We start from the raw sequence: 25,932 nt of genomic DNA on the forward strand, positions 1-25,932 counted from the left end.
CGGGCCGGGACGCGTCGGCCCGGAGCCGCCCGGCCCGGTCGGGTGAACCGGCGTCAGGTGAACCACTCCCAGAGGGTGACCAGCAGGATCGCGCCCACCAGGCCGCCGAGCAGCAGCCCGGCGCGCCGGAGGAAGCGGCGGGTGTAGCCGTTGCCGGCGTCGTCCGGGTGGGGCACCGCTCCCGGCGCCGGGGCGCCCGGCCGGGGCGCCGTGCGGGGCACCCCGTACGCCTCCTTGAGCAGGGTGAGCCAGACCGCCTCCGGCAGCCCCGGCCGTTCGCCGTCGACGATCAGCCAGAACGTCTCGCGGGCGGACGGCTCCGGCCCCTTACGGAGCCGGGTCAGCAGCGCGGCGACCGTGCCGACCGGGGCGTCACCCCCGCCGAGGAGCGGGCGGACCGCCCAGCCGTGCAGCGCGGCGGCGTTCGCCGCGCGCTGCTCCTCCGGCGGGTCGGAGTGGTCGGCCCCGCCGCCCGGCGGCGCGACGGCCCACAGCTCCCGGTCGAGGGCGACCTCGCACAGCTCCCGGCGCAGCGGACGCTCCCAGGACGGCACGCGGCGGGCCGTCTCCCGGAGGAGGACGGTGAGGACCAGGTACGCCTGCGGGCGGCGCAGCGCGTCGAGCAGCTCACGGCTGCCGCCGCGCTCGACGAGCTCGCGGGCCTCCTCCTCGTCGCGGGCGGCCGGCAGTTTGTGCACGAGCCCCGTCTCCGCCTCCCTCTCCCGCCCGCGGCCGCGCACCGTGGCCCAGGGCCGCCCGGCCAACGTGCCGGGCCCGGTCCACGTGGGCGCGACGAGGGGCAGCACGGGCCGGGGGTACGGGTCGGCCCCCGGCCGGTGCGAGGGCGCGTCCCGCGCGCCCTCGCACTCGGGAGCACGCGCCCCGGCGCCGCCCGGCGGACCGCCGCCCTGCCCCGGGGAGTCCGGCCGGTCGCCGGGCTCGGCGGAGGGCTTCGACAGATCGGGGCGGCGGGGAGGATCGACGGGTCGCGGACGCGGAGCGGGACCCGGGTCGGGGGTGGGGACAGGGGTCGGAGCGGGGGTGGGGTCGGGGTCCGTTCCGAGGCGTCGGTACGGGTCGGGGTGCGGGGACGGTTCCGGCTGCGGTTCCGTCCGGCCACCACCGCGAGACGGAGCGGGCCGCACGGCCGGGAGGTCGCCGGGGGGCGAGGGGAACCGGGGCTCCGCCGGGCGACGCTCGTACGAGCTGGCCCGCTGGTCCGGAACGTCGGGCTGCGGCTGCGACCGCGGCGGGCCGGAGCGGTACGGGTCGGCCCGCGGGTCCGGCCCCGGCCGGCCGCTTCGGTACGGGTCGGGGTCCGGGCCCGACGCCGGCTCCGGTTCGGGCGGGGACGGCTCCGGTTCGGGCGGGGACGGGCGGAACCAGAGGTCCGGGCGCTCCGACGGGCCGGGGCGGCCGGCTCCCCGGGGCGCGCCCGCCCCGGTGTCCGGAGGGCCGTCCGGGGGCGGCACGGTGTCCTCGGCCGCCCGGCCCCCCAAGGGCCGTCCCCACTTCCGTCCGGGGTTCCGCCGGGTCTCCGGTGGAACCCCGGACGGGTCCGAGCCCCGCGGGTCCGAGGGCTCGGGTCCCCGGGCGGGGTCGGCGGCCGGGGGCCGCGGGACCTGGACCGGGGGGCGGGCACCGGCGGCACCCTGACCGGTGGCCGGGCCCGCGCTCGGGCCGCCGGAGCGGCGGTCGAGGGCGTCCACCGCGCGCGTGGCCGTGTCCAGGAGGGAGCCGCGGCGGGCGGAGGACGCCGCGTGGAGGGCGCTGCCGACGGCGTACAGGCCGCCCTCGCCCTCCTCGACCCCCCGCAGATGGTGCGCGACGAGCCGGGCGGCGGTCTCGTCCGCCCGGTCGCCGAGCCGCTCGCCCGGGTCGACCCGGCGACGCTCGGTGTTGCGGCTCGCCGCGCCCGCCCAGCGGCCGACGAACACGAAGCGGAGCGCGGGGAGTTCGACGGTGTCGTGGGTGGCGAAGGTCCACCGGCGTTCGGTGAGCGTGCCGAACATGCTGTGCAGCCCCCACAGCACGGGGCAGGCGGTGTCGCCCCGCGCGTCCAGGACGGTGAAGCGTTCCTCCGGGCGGCGCAGCAACTCGGCGACCATGCCGGTCAGTTCCTCGGCCACGCCCTCCAGGGTGCGGTCCAGTTCCCCCTGCCCCCGGCCGGTCGCCGGGACGAGGAGTTCCTCCGGGATCGCCGGGAGCCGCCCGCGGACGTGGGCGGTGTCGACGTCCGCGCCCTCCCAGTCCCAGGCGTGGAGTCCGAGGCAGGTGGCGGGTTCGAGGAGCTCGGGCGAGCCCACGAGGGCGTGGCAGAGCACGGAGGTCCCGCCGTCGGCGTCCTTGAAGGGGGTGCGCCGGATCAGCATCACCTCCGAGCGCCGCTGGAGCCGGATCAGGGCGGGCCGGGTCTCCTCGCCACTCGCGCGCAGGACGGTTCCCGAGGTCCGGTAGAGGCTCTCCGCCTCGTCACGGGGCCCGGACCAGGCCACCGGTCCGAAGCCGGTGCTGCCGGAGAGGTTCTCGCTGTCCCAGCGGAAGACGATCTGGTCGACCTCGTTCTCCGACCGTGTCATCGGACGATCCCCTCCGTAGGTCCCGCGGGGCCCGCGGGTTCCGCCCCGGGCAGCAGCCCGCACATGGCGAAGAGCGACAGCAGTGGTGCGAGGACCCGGCGCGGCCGGGCCCCGTGCGGAAATCGGTCACCGCGCGCTTGCCCGCCGGTCGCGGCGACGAAGTGCAGGGTGCAGTCGGCGCAGTCGTCGAAGGGCTTGAGCCAGGCGGGGCCGGCCCGGTCGGCGAGGAAGGCGTACGCGTCCCGGCTCTCGGCCCGGAGCGCGGCGGGGTCGTGCCGGGCGGGCAGGGCCCGGCCGAGCCAGCGGTCCACGACCGGTTCGAAGCGCACGAGGTCGCTCTTGTTGACGGCGAGCGCTGCGGGCGCGGCGACGAGTCCGCCGCGCTGCCGGGGGATGCGGTTGAGCACGGTGGCGAAGGCCTCGTCGCCGAGGTCGCGCCGCCGCACCCCGCTCTGTTCCCGGATCGGGTCCAGGGAGGAGAGACGGATCGAGCGCAGGGGGTCGAGGACGAAGACGAAGGCGTCGACGCCCATGAGGAAGCGGCCGACCTCGCTGTCCTGGGCGAGGTCCTCGCCCGCGAGGTCGAAGAAGACGACGGGCCGGGGCGTGGCGCCGCCCGCCGAGACGAGCAGGCCGTCGGCGAACCGCGCGAAGGTCTGCTGTCCGGTGCGGCCGAGCTGCCGCCCCTGCTGGAGGCTCTGCACGCGTTCGCGCAGATAGGTGCGGTGCGCCTCGGGGTTGAGCGGCCGGCACTTCAGTCCGTACGGCTCCAGGCCGCCGAGTTCGACCTCGCCGAGCATGGCGGCGAGGAGATGGGTCTTGCCGACGGAGGAGCTGCCCACGAGGGCGATGGAGAGCGGTTCCCCGTTGACGAGGTAGGGCACGGGGAGTTCGTGCCCCTCGTCGCCGTCGACCGTGTGCGGGCACAGGTGGTAGGCCTTCCGCAGGGCGTCCGTCACATGGCCGGGCCGGCGTTCGGCGCTGAGGTCGAGCGGGATGCGGTTGCCCTTGGCGTCGATGGTGACGAGGAGCCGTTCGTCGTACTCGACGGGGAGCAGGCAGTGCGGGCACATCCGGCTCCGTGACGGTGGCGCCGGCAGGGGTTCGGACGGCGGCGGGGGCGCGACGGGACGGCGGGGGTCGTCCCCGCCGCCGAAGACCCGCCCCCACAGGGTGGGGCGCTGGCTCCGCGCGGGGGCCGCCGATGTCTCCCCGGCGGGTTCCGCACCCGGCCGGTCCCGCCCGGACAGTGCGCGCTTCCGCGCGATCTGGGCGTCGTACTCGGCGCGGCGGCGGTCCAGCGGATCGGCCGCTCCGGCGCCGGCGGCGAGCGGGTCGGGCACGTGCAGGAGCCGCAGGAGTTCGGCCGGACGCGGTCGTCCCGCCGCTTGCGGGGAGAAGAGACCGCTGTGTCCCAGGGCGGCGAGGCGCCGGTAGTCGGCGAGGTCGACCGGGGGGCCATCGCCCCGGTCGGGGCGGCCGGAGAGCAGGTAGTAGGCGAGTTCGGCGACGGACCACAGGTCGTCGCGGGGGTCGGTGGCGCCCTGCCCCGCGCGCTGTTCGGGCGAGGCCCAGGGGGCGGCGCCGAAGGCCTCGCGCGGCTCCCCGGCGCGCAGCGCCGCGTACGGTTCGCAGAGCCGTACCCGGCTGCCGTCCCACCGTACGGTGTCGGGCGCGATCGCCCGGTGGACGAGGTCGAGGTCCCCCAGGAGCCTGACGGCCATGGCGAGTTGACCGGTGATCCGCTCCTGGTCGTCGGCGCCGAGGCGCCCCGCCCACTCGAAGAGCGGGCGGCCGGCCTGCGGACGGTAGAGCACGAAGGGTTCGGCCGCGGTGAGGTCGAAGCCCACGAGACGGGGCAGCACGGCGCTGAACCTCTCGGCTCCGTAGCGCCGTTCGATGGCCACGGCCGCCGCCACCTCCCGCTCCAGGAGTCCGTACGCCCGGGGGTCGGTCTGCGCGGACGCGACCAGCCGGTACTGGAGGACCGGGGCCGCCGCCGTACCGAGGAGCGCCCGGCGCGCGAGGAACCCCGGGCGCGCGGGAAGCTGGTGGTCCTCGCCGTACCGCACGGCGAAGCGGCCCCGCGCCTCCCAGGCGGTGAGGAACTCCAGCTCCTGGTAGTACGGGTGGGGCGGCGGAGTCGGTTCGCTCAGGTGGTCGGGATGGTCCGGGTCGATGGGGTGGTGGGGGTCGCCCGGACGGTTCGGGCCACCGTGCCGGTTCGGGTCGCCCGGACGGTTCGGGTCGCCCGGATGGCTCTGGTCGTTCGGATGGTTCGGGTCGGTCACGTCTCTTCCGCCTCCTCGGCGCGGACGGTGTGCACGACGTCCGCGCGCAGGGGTACGAGACGGAGGATTCCGGCGTGGCGTCCCGCACCGGTCCACACGACGTCCTCGGCGGTGCCCCGCCACACGTCGTCCCCGGCCGCCCCGCGCCGCATCGCCTCGGGCACGAACCGGACCTGCCGGGCGGCGATCGGGTCGTGGGAGAGCAGCCGCAGGTGCTCCGGGCCGCAGAGCGCCACCGTGCGGCCGGGGTCGTCGTCGGAGAGCAGCAGCCGGGCCACCGCGTCCGGGGCGACCCCGGTGAGCCGGGCGGCGTCGGGCCGGTCGGAGCGGTCGGTGAGGGGCCCGAGGCCGGAGAGCGCCTCCGGGCCGCGGAGGCCGTCGTACCGGGGCGGCGGCGAGGCGGCCACATCGCGCTCCAGGCGGAGGCGGGTCTCGTCCAGGAGTTCCGCGATCCGCCGCTCGTGGACCGCGGACGACAGGACCCCCGGATCGCGTTCGACGCCCGCCCAGCACTGGTCGAGGATCAGGAGGGTGCCGGCGACCAGGTCGGCGACGAGCGTGTCGACGAGCAGCGGGCCGCCGTCCCCGTACCGCCGCTCCAGCCACGCGGGCGCGGGTACGGACGAGGGCCCGCCGACGGGGCCGGCGGGGCCCCGGCCGGACGGGCCGGACGCGTACGGGGGCGCGGCAGGGGTCGGGGAGGCGGGGCGGGGCGGAGGGGCGGTCCGGGCCGGCGCGGGTTCCTCGTCCATGTCGGACCAGACGTCGTCTTCCGCCTGGTCCCAGTCCTCCCAGCTCCAGGACGCGGTGCCGCCGTCCGGGCCCGGGGGCGCGTCGGCCCGCGCCCGGCCGCCCGTGTCGGGCGCCGCGGGCGAAGGGCCCCACGCGAACCCGTCCCCGTAGGGCTCCCCGTCCCCGTACGGCCGTCCCTCTCCGTACGGCTGTCCCTGCCCGTACGGCTGTCCGTGCGCGTCGGCCGTCCCCGCGAGGTCGCGGAGCAGCCGGGCCACCGCGCCGGCCCCGGCCGAGCAGTGGTGGCGCACCTCGGCGAAGAGCCAGTCGTGCACGGCGGTGGTGACGACCAGGGTCTGGATCTCCCGCAGGATCCGCCAGGCCTCCTCCGGGTCCGCCCGCGCCCACCAGTCGTCCACGGCCCGGCTCCAGTCCCGCAGCGCGAGGAGCACGACCGCCGTCAGGGAGACGGCGAGCGCCACGGCCCCCGCCCACGGCGGAAGGCCGAGGAACAGGCCGAGGCCCGCCCCGGCGAGGCCGCCGAGCACGCCGCCGAGGAGCCGTGGCGCCGCGCCCGTGGCGCCGCCGCCGTCGATCCTCCCGTCCGGCGAACGGTTGGGCCTGCGCCGCAGCATCAGATGGGCGAGTCCGGCGGCGAGCACACCGACGGCCGGGCCGAGGACCCAGCCGAGGAGCGGCCACACCCCGGCGATCAGGGCGAGGAGTCCGGTCAGGGCGAAGGCGGCGGGGCGCGAACCGCCGGCCGTGAACGGGTGGCGGGCGCCGAGCCTCCGCAGCCTCTCCGGCCCGCAGACCGCGTCGAGTTCGGCGAGCCGGGCGGCGCTGCCGACGGGCTCGGTACGTGCGGAGAGCGCGGCCAGCCGGGCCGCCACGGAGCGCAGCGGGAGCCCCCTGCCGATCAGCTCGTGGGTGTGGTCGCGCAGGGCCGGGACGATCCCGGCCCGCGAGATCTCCCGGGGCAGTTCGGGGAGTTCGATCCCCCGGTCGCGGAGCACACCCCGGTGTTCGGCGGTGATCCTGCTGCCGCCCGCGGCGGCGAACGCCTCCGCGACGGCGGCACGGAACCGCTCCAGCTCCCCCGTCACCCGCTCGATGTCCCCCGGCAGGTCGACGGCGCGGCCCGCCCCGGTGAGCAGTCCCGCCGCGCCCCGCACCCGGTGGTAGCCGTCGACGGCGTCCCCGACGGCCTCGTCGCAGGCGGCGAGCCGGATCCCGGCCCGGCCGTGGAGCGGAAGCCAGCGGTGGTCGGAGAGCGCACGCGGCACGCCCTCGTCGAGCAGCGGCGCCAGCGCGGCCGGCACCTGTTCGGTGGAGGCGGCGCCGGCCGGGACGTCCGGGCCCGTGAGCCCCTCGACCGCCTGCCGCCAGGCCCGCGCCCGGGCCTCGTCGGTGAGGTCGTGTTCCAGGACGCGCACGGCCGGCACGGCGACGCCGTGCACCACCGCGCCGAGCGCGCTCAGGGCGGCGTCGAAGACCTCGGGCGTGGACAGCACGTCGACGAGCGGGCGCAGCACGGCCTCGCTCGGGACGCCGTCCTCCGCCGTGTCGAACACCCACAGGACCCCGGCGGCCGGCGGGCGCAGGGTGAGGGTGCGGCGCAGGCTCCGCTGCTCCCGGGACCCGACGGCCAGGCAGACGATGTGCGCGGGCCCGTAGGAGGAGAGGCGCTCGTAGAGCAGCTGGTGGGCGACGAGCCGGTCGGCCTCGTCGACGACGAGGAAGCGGCGCTCGCCGCCGGGCTGCGGGGCGTCGAGGGCCGCCCGGACGGCGGCGTCGGGGTCGTGCGGCCCCGACGTGCCCCGCAGGTCGAGGCAGACGGCGTGGCCGGGCAGCGGCCGTTCGGGAAGCACGCGGGGGCTCACTCCGCCTCCCCGGCCCGGTCGCCGGGGTACGGCTCGTCGTCGAGGTCGAGGGCGAAGTCCGGCTCGGGCTCCAGCTCCCAGTCCCCCTCGTAGACGGAGGACCGCCGGGGCGGCGGAGCGGCGGTGCCGGGGCTTCCGGGGCTTCCGGGGCTTCCGGCGGTGTCCCTCTCCCCGTAGGCGGTACGGGGGTCGGGCCCGGAGCCGTTCGCGTACTCGGGGCGCGTGTCGTTCCCGTACCCGGTGCGGGTGTCGCGCCCGTACCCGGGCCGCCCGCCGCTTCCCCGCTCGGGCCGGGCGCCGTTCCCGTACCCGGGCCCGGCGCCGTTCCCGTACCTCCGGGGCTCGTGTCCCTGGGGGCCGTACCCCTCGGGCTCGTACCCCTCGGGCTCGTGTGCCCGCTGCTGTCCGACCCCCGCCCGCGGACCGGAGCCCTGGCGCGGGGCGTGGCGTTCGTACAGGGCACGCAGGTTGGGCCGGGTCGCGCGGGCCGACCTCGGGAAGCGCATGTCGAGGGCGCCCGGGAGGGTGACCTCCCAGAAGTGGCGCAGCGGGGCCAGCCATTCGCTGTCCGCCTCGCCGTACTCCCCGTACTCGGCGATGAGTTCGTCGATCAGGACGAGCTGGCGCGGCGCGACCTTCTCCACGAAGTGGGTGAAGAGCGGTGACGGCGGCGCCGGCACCTGCGCGAGGCCCTTGGGCAGCGCCTGCATGAGGCGCTCGCAGAACTGCTCGATGATCTGCCCCTCGTCGAGCAGCGCCCAGCGCTCGTACGCGCGCAGCAGCCCCGCCCAGCTGGAGAGCGAGCCGTCGAAGTCCTCCAGGCGCAGCGACATGGTCGCGGACTCGCCGTCCTGGAGCCGGATGCGGACGCGGTGGGGCGAGCCGGCCGCGCCCTCGGCGTCGATGTGTCCGTTCCACATGGCGCAGAGCAGGCGGTGCAGGATGCGCTGCCGGTCGTGTTCGGTGGAGACCAGCCAGTCGTCCTGGTAGCCGAGCCGCTGGCGCCAGTGCAGGAAGTCGTCCTCGCCGGCCGAGTCGCGGGCCTCGGACCAGAGGCTGAGGACGCTACGGACCTCGGAGATGTCGGTGAGGTTCATGCCGCTGCGGAAGAAGACGACGGTGATGGAGTCGGTGTCGCCGGCGCGGCTCTCGGGGGTGACCCGGGCGGGCAGGTTGAGGGCCTGCTCCAGGTAGTCGCGGGCCCGGCCGTCGGCCTCGCTCGCCGGGTGCACGATGAGGATCTTGAGCGGACCGCTGCCGTCGGGGACGAAGCCCACCGGGATGAGTCCGGCGAGGCGGGAGCGGAACTGGTCGAGCCAGCGCGGGTCGACCTTCGCCTCGGCGGTCTCGTCTCCCGAGGCGGCCCGCAGGAGCAGCTCCATGGAGGGCAGCAGGGGGCGGGCGAAGACGTCCTCGTTGGCCTCGCCGAAGAGCCTCTTGACCCGCCGTTCGACGACCTGCTTGATCTCCTTGACGGCGGCGCCGGAGGAGGAGCGGCGGACCGTGTCGAGGGCGCGCCGCCAGTCGTCGGGGCCGACGAGCCGGCCGAGGAGGGTCGCGGCGTCGGCGGACTCGGGCAGGCCCAGGCTCTGGGCGAGCCGGTCGACGACGTCGTCGTAGAAGGCGCGCAGGGTGTTCTGCGGCGGCAGCAGGTAGGCGATGCCCGCGCGGTCGTCGCGGTAGAGGTCGCGGCGACGGTCGGCGAAGGACTTCGCCTCGTCGTGCTCGTGGGCGCGGAGCGCCTTGGTGAACTCGGCGACCTCGACGGAGACGACGTTGAGGGAGGGCCGCCACTGGGCCTCGCCCGCCTGCCAGCCCCGGTGCCAGAGGGTTCTGGCCCGCCACTGGTACCAGGCCTGCTGGGCGGCGAGCGCCTCCTGGACGTCGGGGTCGCTCCACCGGGCCGGGACGACGCCGCCGACGCTGCCCCTGATCGGCGGGATGGGGGGTGCGGAGGTCTGGACGTTCGGCGGCCGCTCGGGTTCGTTGCGCCGGTTGTCGAGCATGCCGGTGAAGCCTTCCCTGGCCACCCGGTCGGAGTGGCCGGGCAGGCCCGCGAGGACGACCTCGACCTGGAACGGGTCCATGGAGCTGAGGAGTTCGCGGACCCCGGCGCTCGGCCTGAAGTCCTCGGTGAGGCGCGGTATCTCGCGGGCGAGACCGCCGTCGAGGCGGCGCAGGGCCTCCTCCATGTCGCCGAGCCGGTTGCGCAGCTCCTGGATGATCCGCCCCTTCCCTCGGGGGAGCTGTTCGGGTGCGGGGACGTCGGGGGCGTCCCGGGTCCAGAGGCGGCCGACGCCGGAGCGGGTGAACAGGTCCCGGACGTATGCCTGCCCCTCCCGGTCGACCCGGCGGGCGCGCTCGGACATGCCGCGTACGGCCTGGGCGAGGAGGCGGGCGGCGACGATCTCGGCGAGGTCGTCGACGGGCACGGTGAGGGAGGCGGCGAGGCTGGTGGACATGCCGCGGTAGCCGATGCCGGTGCGGGCCGGGGTGGAGCGCTCCACGCTCTTGTTGATGAAGCTGGCGGCGAAGGACTGGTAGTCCTCCTCGACGCGGGTCGCCGAGCCGTTGTCCTCGCCTAGGTCGGTGCCGATCAGCGAGAGGACCATGGCGGCGATGGAGCGGCGCAGGTCCTCGCTGCCGATGACGGAGGGCTTGGAGAAGAGGAAGGCGGTCTGCATGGTGGCGGGGCGCAGCGCGACGACGCCGTCGCCGGGGTACGTGACGCTGAGCCGGCCGCGGTCCTCGACGTCGCCGACCTGGTCGAGGGCGTCGGGCACGTTCTGGTCGTCGACGAGCCGCGAGAGGTCCACGAGGGCGCGGGCGGAGTTGAGTTCGGCCTCGCGTCCGCCGCCGGCCTCGGGCGGGAAGGCGGACGGCATGACGACCAGCGGGTAGATCTTCACGCCCGGCACCCGGGCGTTGCGGAACTCGTGCCCGATGAGGTGGATGAAGTCGTAGAAGATGCCGGCGCCGGTGCCGCCGGCGACGGAGAAGGCGACGAAGACGTCGCAGCCCCGGATCCGGCCGCCGCCGACCCTCCGGAGGTCGCCCGCGGACTGCCCGATGGCCCCGATCGCCTCGCGGAGCTGACGCAGGACGGGTTCGAGTCCGGAGCGCAGGGTCGCGAAGAGCGCGGCGCGCCCGACGGTCGGCAGCTGTCCGGCGCCGTTGTTGAGCGGGGCGACGCGGGGCTGGCGGGCCTGCGGCGGCAGCCACTGCCGGGTCTCCTCGGGGACGGAGACGCGCAGCATCCGCGTCACCTCGGGCGAGGAGTCGAAGTCGGTGGGCAGCAGGTCGCGGACCATCCGGGAGGTACGGGCGAAGGCGGCGCCCTCGGCGCCCTTCGCCTTGAACTGCGGCTGGTTGAGCAGTTCGGCCTCGCTGAAGTCGGCGTAGACGAACTGGAGGCAGTCGGGCAGCTGGAAGGGAAGCCGGCGGCCGCCGTCGACCAGGTCGGTGCCGTCGGGGCCGCACAGCTCCCGGCGCAGGCTGCGTTCGAGTTCGCTGCCGATGCGTCCGCCGGTGCCGCCGAGTCCCACGAAGAGCATGGGCTGGTAGATCTTCATGTCGTTCTCCTCGGTGACCCGTTCAGAAGTTGCCGTCGTAGTCGGTCGCGCCGGTGGAGGTGCCCGGGCCCGCTCCGGTGGCGGGATCGAAGCCGGAACCGGAGCGGGACCCGGAGCCGGAACCGGAGCCCGCGCCGCCGCCCCTGGTGCCCGGTCCGGTGCCGGTACGGCGGGGGCGGCGGGACCACGGGGTGGCGCGGGCGCCGCCGGCCGGGGCCTGGCGACCGCCCCGTACGACCAGCTCGTGGTCGCCGATCCCGGTCGGCTCACCGGCCCTGACGGGGACCTGCGCCCCGCCCCGGGGCCGGAGCAGCAGCTCGCCCCCGCCGGTGCGGCGCAGCACGTGGGTGGCGGAGGAGCCGCCGCCGGGGATCCGGCGGAGCGTCGGCGGCGCCCCGTACGGCTCGTCGACGGCGAAGGCGAAGACGCCGCCGGGGCTCTGCCCGCGACGGACGGTCAGCGAGTCGATCGGGCGCCCGTCCTGGCACAGTTCGAGCGTGACGCCGGTGAGGTCGCGCCGGCGCCTGCGGGCGGCGAGCCGGATGCCCACCACGGTGCCCGCCACGAGGACGAGGGCGGCGCCCCCGGCCACGGCCTTCCACCACCGCTCCCACCAGGTCGGCGGCGCCACCACGCGGACGTTCAGGAAGGCGCCGCGCAGGACGCGGTCGCCGTCGCCGGTGTCCACGACGCTGACCTGGCCGCCCAGTTCACCGAAGGGCGTGTCCTCGCCGAGGGTCACGGTGAAGGGGATCCGGGTGCTGCGGTTCGGCGGGGCCGTGACCGTCGCCGGGGTGACGGCGAGCTCGGCGCCCGGCGTCTGGTCGCCCAGGGCGAGCCGCAGGGTGTGCGGCGCCGCGTCGTTGTTGGTGACGTCGAGGGTGCCGTGGACGGTGCCGCCGGGATGCACGGTGGCCCCCTCGACGGCGATCCCGGCGGTCACGAGGGGCGCGGTCGCGGCGACGACGGCGTGCAGCGGGCGCCGGTCGGAGGTGATCCCGGGCGCCTCCATCCGCGTGACGAGTTCCAGGGCGCCGGTCGCCCCCGCGGGGACGGTGAGCGTGCCGGTGAACCGCACGTCGCCGGCCCTGGCGTCGGGGGCCCTGCCGTCGTCGGCGAGCCGGAAGCTCACCGGCTCGAAGCCCGCGCCGCTCAGGTCGGCCGCGACCGCGAGACCGGCCAGCTGACGCGGGTCGGTGACGACGACTCCCCGCCGGGTCTGCATCCGCACCTCGACCTTCACCCGCTCCCCGGCGCGCGGGGACGCCGGGTCGAGGACGACGGTGGAGCGGAGACGGCCCTGCCAGATCGCCCGCACGGCCACCTCGCGGTCGCGGTGGCCCTCCGGCGCCTCGATGTGCACGCGCCAGCGGCCGGGCAGCGGGTTCTTCACCCGCAGCGCCTCCACCGGGCCGTTCTGTCCGCTGACCTCGAAGGCGGAGCCGTCGAACTCGCCCCGGACGGGCACCTTGCGGCCCGCCGGGTCGTAGTAGGTGACCTGCACCTTCGGGTCGTGCTTGGCGACCGTGAGGGAGCCGTCGGTGGCGATCGGCGGGATGGTGACGGTCAGGTCGGCGGGCGGCTTGCCTACGGTGCCGTGCGAGATCCGGGCGCAGCGGGCGGCGGCGAACGTCTCCTGGAGGGCCTTGTCGATCTCGGCGGAGGTGCCGACGACCCGCATGCGCGGGGCGGAGCCGGGGATCTCGGAGCAGGCGCCCCGGAAGCCGCCGTCGGCCATGGCGGTGAGGGCGGAGCGGTCGATCTCGCCGCCGAAGCCCAGGGGCCAGATCTGCACGCCGGCCGCCCGGGCGCGGGCGAGTTCCTCGGTGAGCCGGCGCGCTCCGTTGGACTGGCGGCTCTCGGGGTCGGTGCCGTACTCGGGGCTGTCGGCGACGTCGAGCCTGCCGTCGGTGAGCAGGAAGACGACCTTGGGGGTGGTCTTCCCGGCCTGGGTCCCGGACGGGGCGCCGGCTCCGGTGAGGCGGGTGACGGCCTGGCGGACGGCCGCCGGGAAGTCGGTGCCGGGACCGGTGCGGGCGGGGTCCCGGCGCTTCAGCTCCTGCACGCAGTCGCTGAGTCGCTCACGGCCGGCCGCGTCGACCGCGGAGAGCGGGCAGACCTCCCGTACGGGCGACTGGCCGGGCTTCTCCGAGCTGCCGAAGCCGATCACGGCGGCCCGGGAGCGCTCCGATATCTCGCCCTGGACGATCAGCGCCGCCGCCTCGGTCTCGCGCGCCAGATCCTTGTCGGCGAGGCTCGCCGACTGGTCCACGACGACGGCGAAGTCGATCGGGTCGGGCCCGTCGGCCGGGTCGGCGGCGGTACGGGGCACGGCCTGCGCCCCGGGACCGCCGAGCGCGCCCCGGGCTCCGGGCGCGCCCGAGGCGGTGGTCGCCGCGAGCGGGCCGGAGAGCGCGAGGAGCGCCCCGGCGAGGAGCAGGACGCCCCCCTTGTTGGTCCACTGCATGTTCACTCTCACCACAGTTCGCTGAAGAGGGCCAGGAGGGCGCCGAGCGCGAGCGCGCACACGCCCAGGCGCAGCCACCGGTACTTCGCCGCGAGCACGAGGCCGTGCACGCTGGCCTGTTCGAGGAGCCAGCCGGTGGCGTCCGCGCCGGACGCGGAGAGCCGCTCGCGCAGCGCGGCCTCTGACGGCCCGGCCGTCAGCTCGCGCAGGAACGTGCGGTCGGCCCCGATCCGGGTGCGGGGCAGCACCACCGAGACGAGCATCAGGACACCGGCCGTCCACAGCGCCCCCGCGAGGAGCAGGAGCGCGAGTCCGGGGCCGGAGACGGGCAGGGGGCCGCGGTCCCCGGAGAACACGACCGCGAGGAAGGCGAGGGCGCCGGAGAGCAGGATCGCGGCCTTGGTGTCGGCCCGGCCGATGTCCTCACGGACGGTGGCGAGCAGCCGCTCGGCCATGAACCTGAGCTCTTCGGACGGTACGGGGGTGGCGGCGGGGGACGGGGCGGGGATCGTCGCGGGGGCGGGCGCGGGGCGGGGAGTGGGGGCGGGCGCGGCGGCGGAGGCGGGAGGGGCAGCCGGGTCCGGGTTCGGGTTCGGGGCCGGGTCCGGCGTGGGACCCGGGACCGCCGTCACGCGTCGTCCCAGTCGTCGAACTCGGAGCTGGGCCGGGCCGGCCGGGCGGTTCGCCGGGGGCGGTCGCGGCGGTCCCGGTCGTACGGGTCGTCGCGGTCGTACCGGTCGTTCCGCTCGTACGCGTCGTCGCCCCGCCCGTACCGCGCCTCGTCGTCGTGCCGGTCGTGGCCGTCGTCGTAGCCGTCGTCGTGGCGGTCCCTCGCCCGGCCGCGGTCGCGGTCGTCCCCGTCGAGGCCCCTCTCCCGGTCCCGGTCCCGTCCCCTCCCCCGCTCACGCTCACGTTCCCGCTCGGAGCCGGACTCGACCCGGGTCGGCTCGTAGACGCGGGGGTCGTGCGGGGCGTCCTCGCGCTCGCCCCGCTCCCCCCGCGCACCGCGCTCGCCGTGTTCCTCGTCCCAGTCCGGGCGGCTCGGCTCCGGCAGCGCGTCCTCCAGGGCCAGGCGGCGCGGCGGGGCCCCGCCCGAGGGGTTGAGCACCCGGTCGGTGATGCCGTCCAGGACGGTGCCGGTCTGGGTCCGCAGGTACATGAGGACCTGGTACATCTGCTCGCCGATGTCGTGGCGTTCGAGGACCCCGGTGTCCAGGAGCCGGTTGAAGACGGCCAGGTAGTCCTCCTGGCCCTCGCGCCGCTCCCGCTGGAGCTGGGTGCGGATCTCCCACTGCTTGTCGGGGTGCATCGCCATGTGGTGGGCGATCTGGGCGAGGTCGCCGCGCCGGAAGAGGGCCTCCATCTCACGGGCCCGGTCGGCGACGAGGACCCGCTCGGCGGCCTCCCTGCGCCGCTCCGCCTCGGCGACGCGCTCGTCGGCCTCCATGGTGACGCCGACCCTGTCCCGCCGGGAGACCTCGGCCTTGACGGAGTCGTCGAGGTCGATGAAGACGAGGACCCGGGTCCGCAGCCCGATGTCCCGGCCGAAGCTGAGGCGTCCGGCGCTCAGCTCCTCCCGCACCGCCTCGTCGGCGCGCTGCGCCTCGGTGATCCGGAAGCGCCGGGAGAGCCTGCGCAGCCCGTCGAGGAGTTCGTCGCGCAGCAGCTCGGCGACGTCCTCGACCTGTTCCTGCACGACCAGATGGGGGTCGGTCACGACCCACTGGACCTTGGCGACGGCCTCGAAGAAGACGCCGTCCCCCGCGGCCGGGAGCTGGAGCCTGAACTCGGTCACATTGCGGCCGAGCTGCACCTCGAAGACCGTGTACGGGGAGCCGAACATGGGCTTGTTGACGTCCTCGGTGCGGTCCGGCCAGACCACCCGGTGGCCGCCGTTGCGGTAGAGGAGCACGGCGGCGACCCGGCCGCTGCGGCGTCGGTACGGGGGCGCGTACTCGCCGATCAGGGGCCCGCGCGTCCGCCGGCCGGAACCGGCCCCGGACCCGCCGCCGGGCGCTCCGTCCCGCCGCCCGCCCTGCCCCCGTACGCGTGCTCGCGCCTGGTCCTGGCCGCGTTCCAGGTCCTCGTCCGGGTCCATGTCCAGGTCCTCGTCGTCGTCGCGGCCGCCGTCGTGCCGGCCGCCGCCGTTCTGCCCGTCGTACCGCTGCCGTTCCCGGCCGTCCCGTTCCCGGCTGTCGCGGCCCCGCTCGTCCCGTCCCCGGCCGTCCCACGCGCGCTCGTCGCGGTCCCGCCCGTCCTGGCGCGCCCGCTCGTCCGGCCGCGCGTTCCTGTCCTGCTCGGGCCCGGTCATCGGTTCGCTCCTTCCGTCACGGCGTTCCACATCCGGCGCGCCGCGTTCCTGTCCAGGGGCCGGTCACGGTCCCGGACCAGTTCGTTCAGCAGGCCCCTGAGCCGGTCGCGGTCCCGGCGGTCCACCGCGAGGCGCGGCAGGAGGGCGCAGACGTGCCCGAGCGACTCCGGGTCCTTCGCGGCCCGCCGGAGCAGGCCGCCGAGCGCTTCGAGGGCGGCCTCCCCGGAGCGTGCCGTGGTGAGCGTGTGCCGCAGCAGCGCGGCGAGTTCGGGCGCGAGCTCGGGCCGGGTCGCGAGCAGGGCGACGAAGAGGGGGCGGGCCGCGTGCCCGTCGAGTTCGGGGACCTCCCGCAGCCCCCACAGGTGGGTCGTTCGGGTGCTCAGGGCGCGGATGACGGCGAGGTGGACCAGGTTGGCCAGGTTGAGCCGTCCGTCGTCGAGCCACTGCCGGAGCCGCCGGAGCACGGGCGCGGGCTCCCCCGAGGCGAGCAGCCGCGCCACGCTGAAGGACGCGGCGACGAGGACCTCGATGTCGCTCGCCTCGCGCGCCCGGACGACCCGGGCGAGGGCGTCGAGCGAGCCGGAGACGCTCCCGGCGGCCAGGACGTAGCCGTGGGCGAGCAGGGCGGTCCCGACGAGCTCGTCCTCGCCGGAGCCGGCCCAGTCCTTGAGCACGGCGGCGACGGCGGGGCGGACCCGCGGGTCGCGCGCGGACTCGGCGAGCGCGGTGGCCGCGGCCATGCGGGCCCTCGGCTCGTCCGTCACCGCGAGCGGCACCACCAGTTCGCGGAAGCCGTGGATCCAGTCCCAGGAGCAGAGCACGCCGGCCGCGATGGAGGCGCGCACCCAGACCTCGGGGCGCGGGTCGTCGCAGAGCGAGCGGAGCCAACGGGCCACCGGACCACGGACGTTGTGGTAACCGTGCCAGATCTCGCCGAGGACGGCACCCGCGAGGGCCTCGCCCTGGAAGCGGACGGCCCGCACCGGCACCTTGGCGGGGCCCAGGTCCAGTTCGCCGTCCTCCAGGACGGCGCGGGCCTGGACCGGACGGTGCTCGGCGTGGGTGCCGAACAGCCGCCGGCCCGGGGCGTGGTCGGGGTCGAGGGTGACCGCGAGCTCCCAGGCGAGGAGTTCGGCGGCCTCGGCGGCGAGGCTGTAGGCGGAGCCGTCGAAGACGGCGACGGCGATGCGGAACGCCCCGGCGTTGAGAGCCGGAAGCGCCTCGGGGAGGGCGCCGGGCCGGTCTGATCCGGCGAACCACTCGCGGGCCTGCGAGCGTACGAACGAGGCGCATTCGGCGAGGAGTTCCGCGTCGGTCACCTCGCCGCGCCAGTGCCGGGCGAGGTGGTCGGCGAGGCGGGCGGCCTCGCGCGGCCGCAGCTCCTCCAGACCGAGGGCCTCGACGACGTCCGGACGCCCGGCGCGGGCCCGCGCGTCGCCGAGGGCCTCGTCGGACTCGGCCCGCAACCGGTGCCACAGGTGGCGCTGGAGGACCTCGTCCGCGGGCGGCGGCGGACAGTACATCCCGTACCGCCCGCGCAGCAGCCGGTCGGCGAGCTCGCCGTTCTCGACGAGGACGACCCCGTAGGCGTCCCGTCCGCGCAGCAGGTCGCCGAAACGGTCGAGGTGCAGCTCGGAGAGGCGGGGGGCGGGGCGGCGGGCCCCTCCGGTGTGCTCGCCCCGGCCGTTGCGCGCGGGGCGCGGCTCGCTCTCGGCGCGCACGTCCTCCGTGAGCAGTTCCAGGAGGTGGCCGCCGCCCTCCTGGAGGACCTCCTCGGTGATCTCGTCGACGCCGTGGCGCGGGTCGAGGCGGAAGACCTTGCCGCCGGTCAGTTCGTCGAGGAGGGCGAGCGCGGTGGCCTTGCGGCCGCTGCCGGGTTCGCCGCACAGGACGAGGACGCGGTGGTCGCGGAGCCGGTCCCGCATCCGCCGGTAGCCGGAGGTCGCGCAGTACACCCGGCCGAGGTGGTCGAGCGTCTCGGGCGGTACCGGGCCCTGCACGAAGTGCGAGGTGCGGTCGGAGCCGTACAGGGCGAAGATCTGGTTGCCCTCGAAGACGGTTCCGTCGCCGTGGATGGTGGTGAGCCGGTCGGCGCCGCCGCCCGCCCAGGTGCGGAGCGCCCGGCGGGCGGTGGCGGCGCCGCCGGTGTCGCTCTCGCCGCCGAGGGGCCCCCGGTCGGCGGCCGCGAAGACGCTGGGCTCGCGCGGCTGTTCAGGGGTGCCGTCGGTCCGCTCGGTCCCGCCCGGCCGGTCACCGTCCCGGTCCCCCCGGTCGGCGCCACCCCGGTCGGACCCCCGGTCCGAACCTCGATCCGACCCCCTGTCGGACCCGCGGTCGGATCCCCGGTCGCCACCCCGGTCCTGGGCGTCCGTCCCCCGGTCGCCGTGGCCCTGGCCACCGCCGGAGGCGTCGTCGTGCTGCCCCGCGTCGTCCTGGTCGCTCACTCCGCCTCACCCGCCCCGGAACCGGAACCGGAACCCGGAGCGGAACCGGTCCCGGAGCCCGTACCGGAGCCCGGAGCGGAACCGGTCCCGGAGACGGTCGCGGCGCCCGTGCCGGAATCCTTGCGGATGCCCGTGAACGGGCCGTGGATGGTGTTCCCGTGGACGTCGAGGAGGTCACCCCCGACGTGGTACGTACGGTTCCCTCCCCCGGTCCGGGGCGTTGGGCCGTCCCCCCGCGACGGCCCAACGCCGGTCCGTGACCCCGCCGGCGGCCGATCCCCCACGGCCGCCGGCTCCCCCCGGCCCCCAGTCGCCGACGCACCCGGTCCCTCGGGCGGCAGCTCCCCGTCGGGCCCGATCAGCGGCGGCGCGGGCCTGCGCGGTACGAGGAACCAGGCGGCCTCGTCGGTCTCCTTGGAGCGGATGCGGGCCCGCCGGTAGTGGTCCGGCTCCACATAGCGCCCGCCCTCGTCGACCACGTTCACGTACAGCCAGTCGGAGACGACGACCAGGAGGTCGATCCCCGGGGTCTCGTTCATGATCCGCTTGGCCGGGGGGCTGTCGCAGAGCCGGGCGGCGAGGTCCACCGCGCGGCCGACGAGTCCGTGCCGGTCCTGGACCACGAGCCCCGCGTTCATGCCGATCCGCAGCCGCAGCGGCCGGGTCCGGCCCTGGTTGTGGTCGCGCAGGCTCTCGTACAGGGTGTCGATCCACCGTCCGACCATGAGGGTCGGCGGCACGTCGGGGCGCAGCGCCGCGAGGATGCCGTCGCCCCGGTCCTCCTGGTGGAAGGTGCCGGGCTCGACGCCGACGGAGCTGTAGGCGTCGTCGAAGGCGGCGTACATCGCCGCCCGCTGGTGCTTCTTCTCGGCCATGTCGAGCATCCCGGAGCCGCAGATGTCGCCGAAGACGACGAACCGGTGGATGCCGCCCACTTCTCCGCCCACTTCTCCGCCGCCTTCCCCGTTCACTCCCGCACTGCTCACTCTCGGACTCCCTGTGTGATGCCCCGGTGCCGTGGTGGTGCGTGTCCAGACTGGCCGCGTCGGGCGACCGGCGATGTAGCCGTTTACACACCCGGCGGAGATTCGTCCGCCGGGTCCCCGCCGGGGCGTGCGCGCCCCTCCGCGAGCAGCACCAGGACCCGCATGTCGATGACGACGACCGTGCGGTTCGCGGTGCGGACCACGTCCTGCTCCCGGAGCAGGCGCAGCGCCTTGGCCACCGCCTCCCGGGTGGCTCCGATCGCCGCCGCCAGATCGTGCTGCGGCAGCGGGAGTTCGAGTACGGTCCCGGCGTCGGCCCGCCGTCCGGCGCGCTCGGCCAGCTCGACGAGCCGGGCCGCGAGGCGCTGGAGGACGGTCTCGGAGGCGAGGGCCCGGCGCTCGACGTCGGCGCTGCGCAGCCGGGTGGCGAGCTGCCGCATGATCAGCGAGGTGGCGTGCGGCCGGGCGGCGAGGAAGCGCCGGAACCGGTCGCCGGAGATGGCCACCGCCTCGACCGTGCCGAGGGCGGTGACGCTGGCGCTGCGCGGACGCATGTCGACGGCCGCGAGGTCGCCGACGACCTCGCCCGCGCCCCGGAGCGCGAGGATGAGCCGTGTTCCTCGCTCGGTGCCGACGGAGACGACGGACCAGCCGGAGAGGAGCGCCAGGACGAAGGCGCTGGTGTCGCGTTCGCGGATCATCACCTCGCCGGGTTCGTAGACGCGCCGGGCGCCCTCGGCGAGCAGGGACCGCCGGTCGGCCGCGGGGAGGGCGTGGAGGAAGGAGCGGTCCTGGCCGAAGAGACTCACCGCCCGCTCACCCCCGTACCGTCCTCGGGCCCTCCGGGGAAGACCGCCCACCGGTGATCGACCGGCGTGAATCGCGTGTGTGTTCCCACCTCATGTGACGTGCCCCGTCACAGAGTTGACGCTGCGTCACGTCATGGGGTGAAGAACGCTAGAGGGTGCGGAAGAAACGCGTCAACGGGCACGGGGGGCGCAGGGGAGCGCCGCTCCCGACACCCCTGCGCCCCCGTCGCGGCCGGGCGAAGACCCCGCGAACGCCTGACGAGGGCCCTGCGAAGCCTTCACGGAGCGGGGGCGAACGTGCCCGCCCGGGGGCGCGCACGAACGACGCGGGACCCCGCCCGGAACGGACGGGGTCCCCACGACGCACTCACGACGCATTCACGAAGCCCGGACGAGGGCGGGACGAGGGCCGGCGAGGGCCGGACGAGGCCGGTGACGCCAGGCGACGACCCGCAAGGATCCACGCCCGACGTGACGGCCTGACGTCACGACGTCACCACGTCACGGCCCTCGCTCCTCACGACATCACGACGTCACGACCCTCGCTCCTCAGGACATCACGACGTCACGACCCTCGCTCCTCAGGACATCACGCCCTCTCCCTCACACCCTCACGTCCTCACCCCGGCCGGCCTCACAGCCTCGGGTCCACCGGCTCCGACTCCAGGGCGAGGACCGCGAACACGGCCTCGTGGACCCGCCACAGCGGCTCCCCCTCCGCGAGGCGGTCGAGGGCTTCGAGGCCGAGCGCGTACTCGCGCAGCGCCAGCGACCGCTTGTGGCCGAGGAAGCGCTGACGCAGCCGCTCCAGGTTCTCCGGCCGGGTGTACTCCGGGCCGTAGATGATCCGCAGGTACTCCCGGCCGCGCACCTTCACGCCCGGCTGGCCGAGCCTGCCCTTGGCGTCGCGGACGAGCGCGGCCAGCGGCTTGACGACCATGCCCTCGCCGCCCGCGCCGGTCAGTTCCAGCCACCAGTCGGTGCCCGCGCGGACCGAGGCCTCGTCGCCGGTGTCGACGACGAGCCGGCCGGTGACCTGGAGCAGCCCGGTCGGGTCGTGCTCCACGAGCCGGTCGAGCCAGGCCAGCTGCTCGTCGTGCGGCACGGACGTCAGCGCGCGCCCGCGCGCCGCCAGGAGCTGGAAGGGCGCGAACCGCACCCCGTCCAGGCCCTCGGTGGGCCAGCAGTACCTGCGGTACGCCTCGGTGAACGCCTCCGCGTCCACCGCCCGCTCCCGCTGTGTGGCGAGGAGCCCGTCGACCCCCTCGACCCCGCGCGCCACCGCCTGTTCGAGCGCGGAGATCGCGCCGGGAAGGACGGCCCCCGAGGCCGCGCCGACCGCCGCGTACTGCGCGCGCAGCAGCCCGGCCGACTTCAGCGACCACGGCATCAGCTCGCCGTCGAGCAGCAGCCAGTCCGTGTCGAGTTCGTCCCAGAGGCCCGCGGCGCCGATCGCGGTGCGCAGCCGGTCGAGGACCTGCTCGGTGACGGCCTGGTCGTCGAAGAAGGGTCGTCCGGTACGGGTGTGCAGCGCGCCGGTCACCCCCTCGGCGTCCACGCCGAAGCGCTCGCGGGCCGCCTCGGCGTCCCGGCAGACGAGGGCGACGGCACGGGAGCCCATGTGCTTCTCCTCGCACACGACCCGCTCGACGCCGTCCGCCCGGTACTGGGCGAAGGCCTCGGCGGGGTGCTCCAGGTAGCCCTCGGCCTTCGAGGTGGCGGTCGGCGCCATCGTCGGCGGCAGGTAGGCGAGCAGCCGCGGGTCGACCGCGAACCGGCTCATCACCTCCAGGGCCGCCGCCGCGTTCTCCTCCCGGACGGCGACGTTGCCGAGCTGCCGGGTCTCCACGATCCGCCGCCCGTGCACGTCGGCCAGGTCGAGGGGGCGTCCCTGGTGCCCGCCGGGCGCGTCGGTCGTGAGCGGCCTGGCCGGCTCGTACCAGACGCGCTCGGCGGGTACGTCGACGAGTTCGCGCTCCGGCCAGCGCAGCGCGGTCATCTTCCCGCCGAAGACGGCCCCGGTGTCGAGGCAGAGGGTGTTGTTGATCCAGGAGGTGTTCGGCACGGGGGTGTGTCCGTACACGACGGTGGCCCGCCCCCGGTACTCCTCCGCCCACGGGTAGCGCACCGGCAGCCCGAACTCGTCCGTCTCGCCGGTGGTGTCCCCGTACAGCGCGTGCGAACGCACCCGCCCCGAGGTGCGGCCGTGGTACTTCTCCGGCAGACCGGCATGGCAGACGACGAGGTCGCCGCCGTCGAGGACGTAGTGGCTGACGAGACCGTCGATGAACCGCCCGACCTCGGCCCGGAACTCCTCGCTCTCGCGCCCCAGCTGCTCGATCGTCTCGGCGAGACCGTGGGTCTCCTGGACCTTCCGGCCCTTGAGCCAGCGGCCCAGCTTGTTCTCGTGGTTGCCGGGGACGCAGAGGGCGTCGCCCGAGGCGACCATCGCCATCACCCGGCGCAGGACGCCCGGCGAGTCGGGCCCCCGGTCGACGAGGTCGCCGACGAAGACGGCCGTACGCCCCTCGGGGTGGTGGCCGTCGACGTAGCCGAGCTTCCCGAGCAGGGTCTCCAGCTCGGAGCGGCAGCCGTGGATGTCACCGATGATGTCGAAGGGTCCGGTGACGTGACGCAGGTCGTTGAAGCGGCGCTCCAGGACCACCTCGGCGGCCTCGACCTCCTCGACGGACCGCAGGACGTGCACCTTGCGGAAGCCCTCGCGCTCCAGTCCGCGCAGCGAACGGCGGAGTTCGCGGCGGTGTCGCTGGATGACGTGCGCGGGCATGTCCGCGCGGTCGGGGCGTGCGGCGTTCCGGCTGCGGCACACCTCCTCGGGCAGGTCGAGCACGATCGCGATGGGCAGCACGTCGTACGACCGGGCCAGCTGGACGAGCTGGCGCCGCGCCTCCTGCTGCACGTTGGTGGCGTCGACGACGGCCAGCCGTCCCGCCGCGAGGCGCTTGCCGACGATGTAGTGGAGGACGTCGAAGGCGTCCTTGCTCGCGGACTGGTCGTTCTCGTCGTCGGCGACGAGCCCCCGGCAGAAGTCGGAGGACACGATCTCGGTCGGCTTGAAGTGGCGCCGGGCGAAGGTGGACTTGCCGGAGCCGGTGGCGCCGACGAGCACCACGAGGGACAGGTCGGTGACGGGCAGGGTGCGGGCCGGGGTGGCGGCCGGGCCCGGTGCCGTGGTCTCGGTGGTCATGCCTGTTCCTCCTTCTCTGTGGTCGTCACGGTGGTCGTGCCGGTGGTCGTGCCGGTGAGCGAGCCCTCGGTGCCGACGCCCTTGGCGGCGCTGCCGGTGGCGGCGGTTCCGGACTCGGGGGTGCCGGTGGCGGCGACGGCGGTGGTGTCGGTCTCGGTGGCGCGGGTGAAGACGGCCATCTGGGTGGGCGGCCCGACCTCCGGGTCGTCGGGGCCGACGGGGGTGAACCCGACGTCGTACCCGTACCGCTCGGCGACCGAGGCGGCCCAGCTCCCGAACTCCTCGCGGGTCCACTCGAAGCGGTGGTCGCCGTGCCGGACGTGCCCCGCCGGGAGCGACTCCCAGCGCACGTTGTACTCGACGTTCGGCGTGGTCACCAGGACCGTGCACGGCCGGGCCGAGCCGAACACCGCGTACTCCAGGGCCGGCAGCCTCGGCAGGTCCAGATGCTCGATGACCTCGCTGAGCACGGCCGCGTCGTAGCCGGTCAGACGCTTGTCGGTGTACGCCAGCGAGCCCTGCGTCAGCTTCACACGGGCCGCCTGCCGCTCCCCCATCCGGTCGAGCCGCAGCCGGCGCGCGGCGACGGTCAGGGCGCGGACGGACACGTCGACGCCGACGATCTCCGTGAACCGGGTGTCCTTGAGCAGAGCCTGCACCAACTGGCCCTGACCACAGCCCAGGTCGAGGACCCGGCTCGCCTCCGCGGCGGCCAGGGCGGCGAGGATCGCGTCCCGGCGCTGCTCGGCGAGCGGCACGGGCCGCTCCTCGGTGTCGATCGACTCGTCGACCGCGTTGTCGACGTCGTCGACGTCCAGGCCCTCCGCCTCGGCGAGCCGCACCAGTTCGAGCCGCTCCGTCGCCTCGCGGGCCAGTCCCCAGCGGCGGGAGAGGTAGCGTGCCGTGATCAGCTTCCGCTCGGGGTGCCCCGCGAGCCAGCCGTCACCGGCCCGCAGCAGCTTGTCGACCTCGTCGGGCGCGACCCAGTAGTGCTTGGCGTCGTCGAGGACCGGCAGCAGCACGTACAGATGGTTGAGGGCGTCCGCGAGCCGCAGCTCGCCCTCCAGGACCAGACGCACGTAACGGGAGTCGCCCCACTCGGGGAACTTCCCGTCCAGCGGCACCGGTTCGGCCTCCACCGTCTCCCAGCCCAGCGGCCCGAACAGCGCGCGCACCAGATCGGCGCCGCCCCTGGCGGGCAGTGCGGGGACCTCGACGCGCAGCGGCAGCGGCGCGGCGGCCCGCTCGGGCATCGCCCGGCAGTCGCCGTGCAGCGCCGACTTGAAGACCTTGGCGAGCGCGACGGCGAGCAGCGAGGACGCCGCGTAGGGCCGGTCGTTCACGTACTGCGCGAGCGCGGAGTCCGGGGCACCGCCCCGGCCCTTGCCCTTGCCGCGGCGCACCAGCGCCACGGGGTCCACCTCCAGGAGAAGTGCCGCCGTGCACCGCTCGGCGCTCGCCTCGGGGTAGAGGACGTGCGCCGTGCCGTGCGAGGTCGAGAACGTCTGCGCGCGCTCGGGGTGCTTGTGCAGCAGAAAGCCGAGATCGGTGGCGGGACGCTCCGGGTTGCCGGTCGTACTGATCGTCAGGAACACACCTCCGAGTATGGTTCGCCCCTCCCCGCCTGACCAGGCATTTTCCCGGCCCCCACCCGGACCCCGGCCGTGGTCCCGCCCGGCAGGCGGCCCGGCGGGCGCCGGGTCGGGGGAAGGTCACTCCCCGGCCCCCGTGGCCGGGGTCGTGGCCAGGGTCGTGGCGAGGGCCGTGATCGTCGCCGGACCCACGCGGCAGCAGCCGCCGACGAGCCGGGCCCCGGACGCGGCCCAGCCGGTGGCGTGCGCCGGGTCGAAGGCGATGTCGCCGTGCCAGCCCCTCGCTCCGGCGTCCCACCGCTCCCCGCTGTTGGGGTAGACCACGGCCGGCCTGCCCGTCACGGCGGTGGCGAGCTCCACGGCGGGCCCCGCGTCGGCGGGGTCGCAGCAGTTGACGCCGACCGCGACGACCTGTTCGTTCCCGGCGGCGACCGCGAAGGCGTCCGCCAGCTCCTGCCCGGCCCGGGTGCGTCCTCCCACGACCGTGTACGACAGCCACACGGGCACCCCGCACCCCTCGGCCGCCCTCAGCAACGCCTCCGCCTCCTCCGCGTCCGGAACCGTCTCCAGGGCGAGGACGTCCGGCTCCGCCGCGGCGAGCGCCTCGATCCGCGGCCGGTGGAACGCCTCCAGTTCCCGCACGGACAGCCCGTACCGCCCCCGGTACTCGCTGCCGTCCGCCAGCATCGCCCCGTACGGCCCCACGGACGCGGCCACCCAGACCTCCTCACGGACCTCCTTCGCCGCCGCCCGGGCGAGCTCCACGCTCCGCGCGAGGAGCCGCGCCGCCTCCTCCCGGCCCACACCCCGGCGTGCGAACCCCTCGAAGGTGGCCTGGTAGCTGGAGGTGATGAGCACCCGCGCACCGGCCCGTACGTAGGCCGCGTGCGCCGCCTCGATCTGCTCGGGTCCGTCGGCGAGGAGCCGAGCGGACCAGAGCGCGTCCGAGAGGTCGCACCCCTGCGCCTCCAACTGGTTGGAGAGCCCGCCGTCGAGGACGAGCGTCCCCTCCCCGAGGACCTCGGCGAGCGTACGGACCGGTTTCATCGGATCTCCCC

Annotated in this window: 13 protein-coding genes; all 13 read right to left on the reverse strand. The window is 75.7% G+C overall.

Going from position 1 to position 25,932, the window contains the following annotated elements:
- Positions 1 to 53: 53 nt before the first annotated feature.
- The 13 genes from ABT129_RS10405 to mmuM all read right to left on the reverse strand — a co-directional run bounded on the left by ABT129_RS10405 (position 54) and on the right by mmuM (position 25,921).
- The gene (locus tag ABT129_RS10405) at positions 54 to 2,579 is read right to left on the reverse strand and encodes a hypothetical protein (RefSeq protein WP_351899130.1); all 2,526 of its coding nucleotides are present in this window, start codon (positions 2,577 to 2,579) and stop codon (positions 54 to 56) included.
- A complete protein-coding gene (locus ABT129_RS10410) occupies positions 2,576 to 4,870 on the reverse strand; it encodes a hypothetical protein (protein ID WP_351899132.1) in 2,295 nt (764 codons plus the stop codon). The genes ABT129_RS10405 and ABT129_RS10410 overlap by 4 nt, the downstream gene beginning before the upstream one ends.
- Positions 4,867 to 7,485: a hypothetical protein gene (locus ABT129_RS10415; RefSeq protein ID WP_351899135.1), complete on the reverse strand. Its 2,619-nt coding sequence runs from the start codon at positions 7,483 to 7,485 to the stop codon at positions 4,867 to 4,869. The genes ABT129_RS10410 and ABT129_RS10415 overlap by 4 nt, the downstream gene beginning before the upstream one ends.
- Entirely contained in the window at positions 7,482 to 11,057 is a 3,576-nt protein-coding gene (locus tag ABT129_RS10420) for a tubulin-like doman-containing protein (RefSeq protein WP_351899137.1), read from the reverse strand. Before ABT129_RS10420 ends, ABT129_RS10415 begins: the two co-directional genes overlap by 4 nt.
- Before the next feature lie 22 nt (positions 11,058 to 11,079).
- Positions 11,080 to 13,524, reverse strand: coding sequence for a VWA domain-containing protein (locus ABT129_RS10425; RefSeq protein ID WP_351899140.1), 2,445 nt, complete (start codon positions 13,522 to 13,524; stop codon positions 11,080 to 11,082).
- A gap of 8 nt (positions 13,525 to 13,532) precedes the next feature.
- On the reverse strand, positions 13,533 to 14,156 hold the full coding sequence (locus tag ABT129_RS10430) for a Pycsar system effector family protein (RefSeq protein ID WP_351899143.1): 624 nt from the start codon (positions 14,154 to 14,156) through the stop codon (positions 13,533 to 13,535).
- Positions 14,153 to 15,835 carry a hypothetical protein gene (locus tag ABT129_RS10435; protein WP_351899144.1) on the reverse strand — a complete coding sequence of 561 codons (1,683 nt, stop codon included), beginning with the start codon at positions 15,833 to 15,835 and terminating at the stop codon, positions 14,153 to 14,155. Before ABT129_RS10435 ends, ABT129_RS10430 begins: the two co-directional genes overlap by 4 nt.
- Positions 15,832 to 18,279: a hypothetical protein gene (locus tag ABT129_RS10440; protein ID WP_351899147.1), complete on the reverse strand. Its 2,448-nt coding sequence runs from the start codon at positions 18,277 to 18,279 to the stop codon at positions 15,832 to 15,834. Before ABT129_RS10440 ends, ABT129_RS10435 begins: the two co-directional genes overlap by 4 nt.
- Positions 18,276 to 19,226 (reverse strand): hypothetical protein, encoded by a 951-nt coding sequence (locus ABT129_RS10445; protein ID WP_351899149.1) that lies wholly within the window; start codon positions 19,224 to 19,226, stop codon positions 18,276 to 18,278. The genes ABT129_RS10440 and ABT129_RS10445 overlap by 4 nt, the downstream gene beginning before the upstream one ends.
- Positions 19,227 to 19,348: 122 nt before the next feature.
- The gene (locus tag ABT129_RS10450) at positions 19,349 to 20,074 is read right to left on the reverse strand and encodes a Crp/Fnr family transcriptional regulator (RefSeq protein ID WP_351899151.1); all 726 of its coding nucleotides are present in this window, start codon (positions 20,072 to 20,074) and stop codon (positions 19,349 to 19,351) included.
- Between the two features lie 634 nt (positions 20,075 to 20,708).
- The gene (locus tag ABT129_RS10455) at positions 20,709 to 23,282 is read right to left on the reverse strand and encodes a polynucleotide kinase-phosphatase (RefSeq protein ID WP_351899154.1); all 2,574 of its coding nucleotides are present in this window, start codon (positions 23,280 to 23,282) and stop codon (positions 20,709 to 20,711) included.
- Positions 23,279 to 24,877 carry a 3' terminal RNA ribose 2'-O-methyltransferase Hen1 gene (locus tag ABT129_RS10460; protein WP_351899156.1) on the reverse strand — a complete coding sequence of 533 codons (1,599 nt, stop codon included), beginning with the start codon at positions 24,875 to 24,877 and terminating at the stop codon, positions 23,279 to 23,281. The genes ABT129_RS10455 and ABT129_RS10460 overlap by 4 nt, the downstream gene beginning before the upstream one ends.
- Positions 24,878 to 24,994: 117 nt before the next feature.
- Positions 24,995 to 25,921 (reverse strand): homocysteine S-methyltransferase, encoded by a 927-nt coding sequence (gene mmuM, locus ABT129_RS10465; protein WP_351899159.1) that lies wholly within the window; start codon positions 25,919 to 25,921, stop codon positions 24,995 to 24,997.
- Between the last annotated feature and the right edge of the window lie 11 nt (positions 25,922 to 25,932).

This window comes from Streptomyces sp. NPDC002057 (genome assembly GCF_040296665.1).
Taxonomy (GTDB): Bacteria; Actinomycetota; Actinomycetes; order Streptomycetales; family Streptomycetaceae; genus Streptomyces.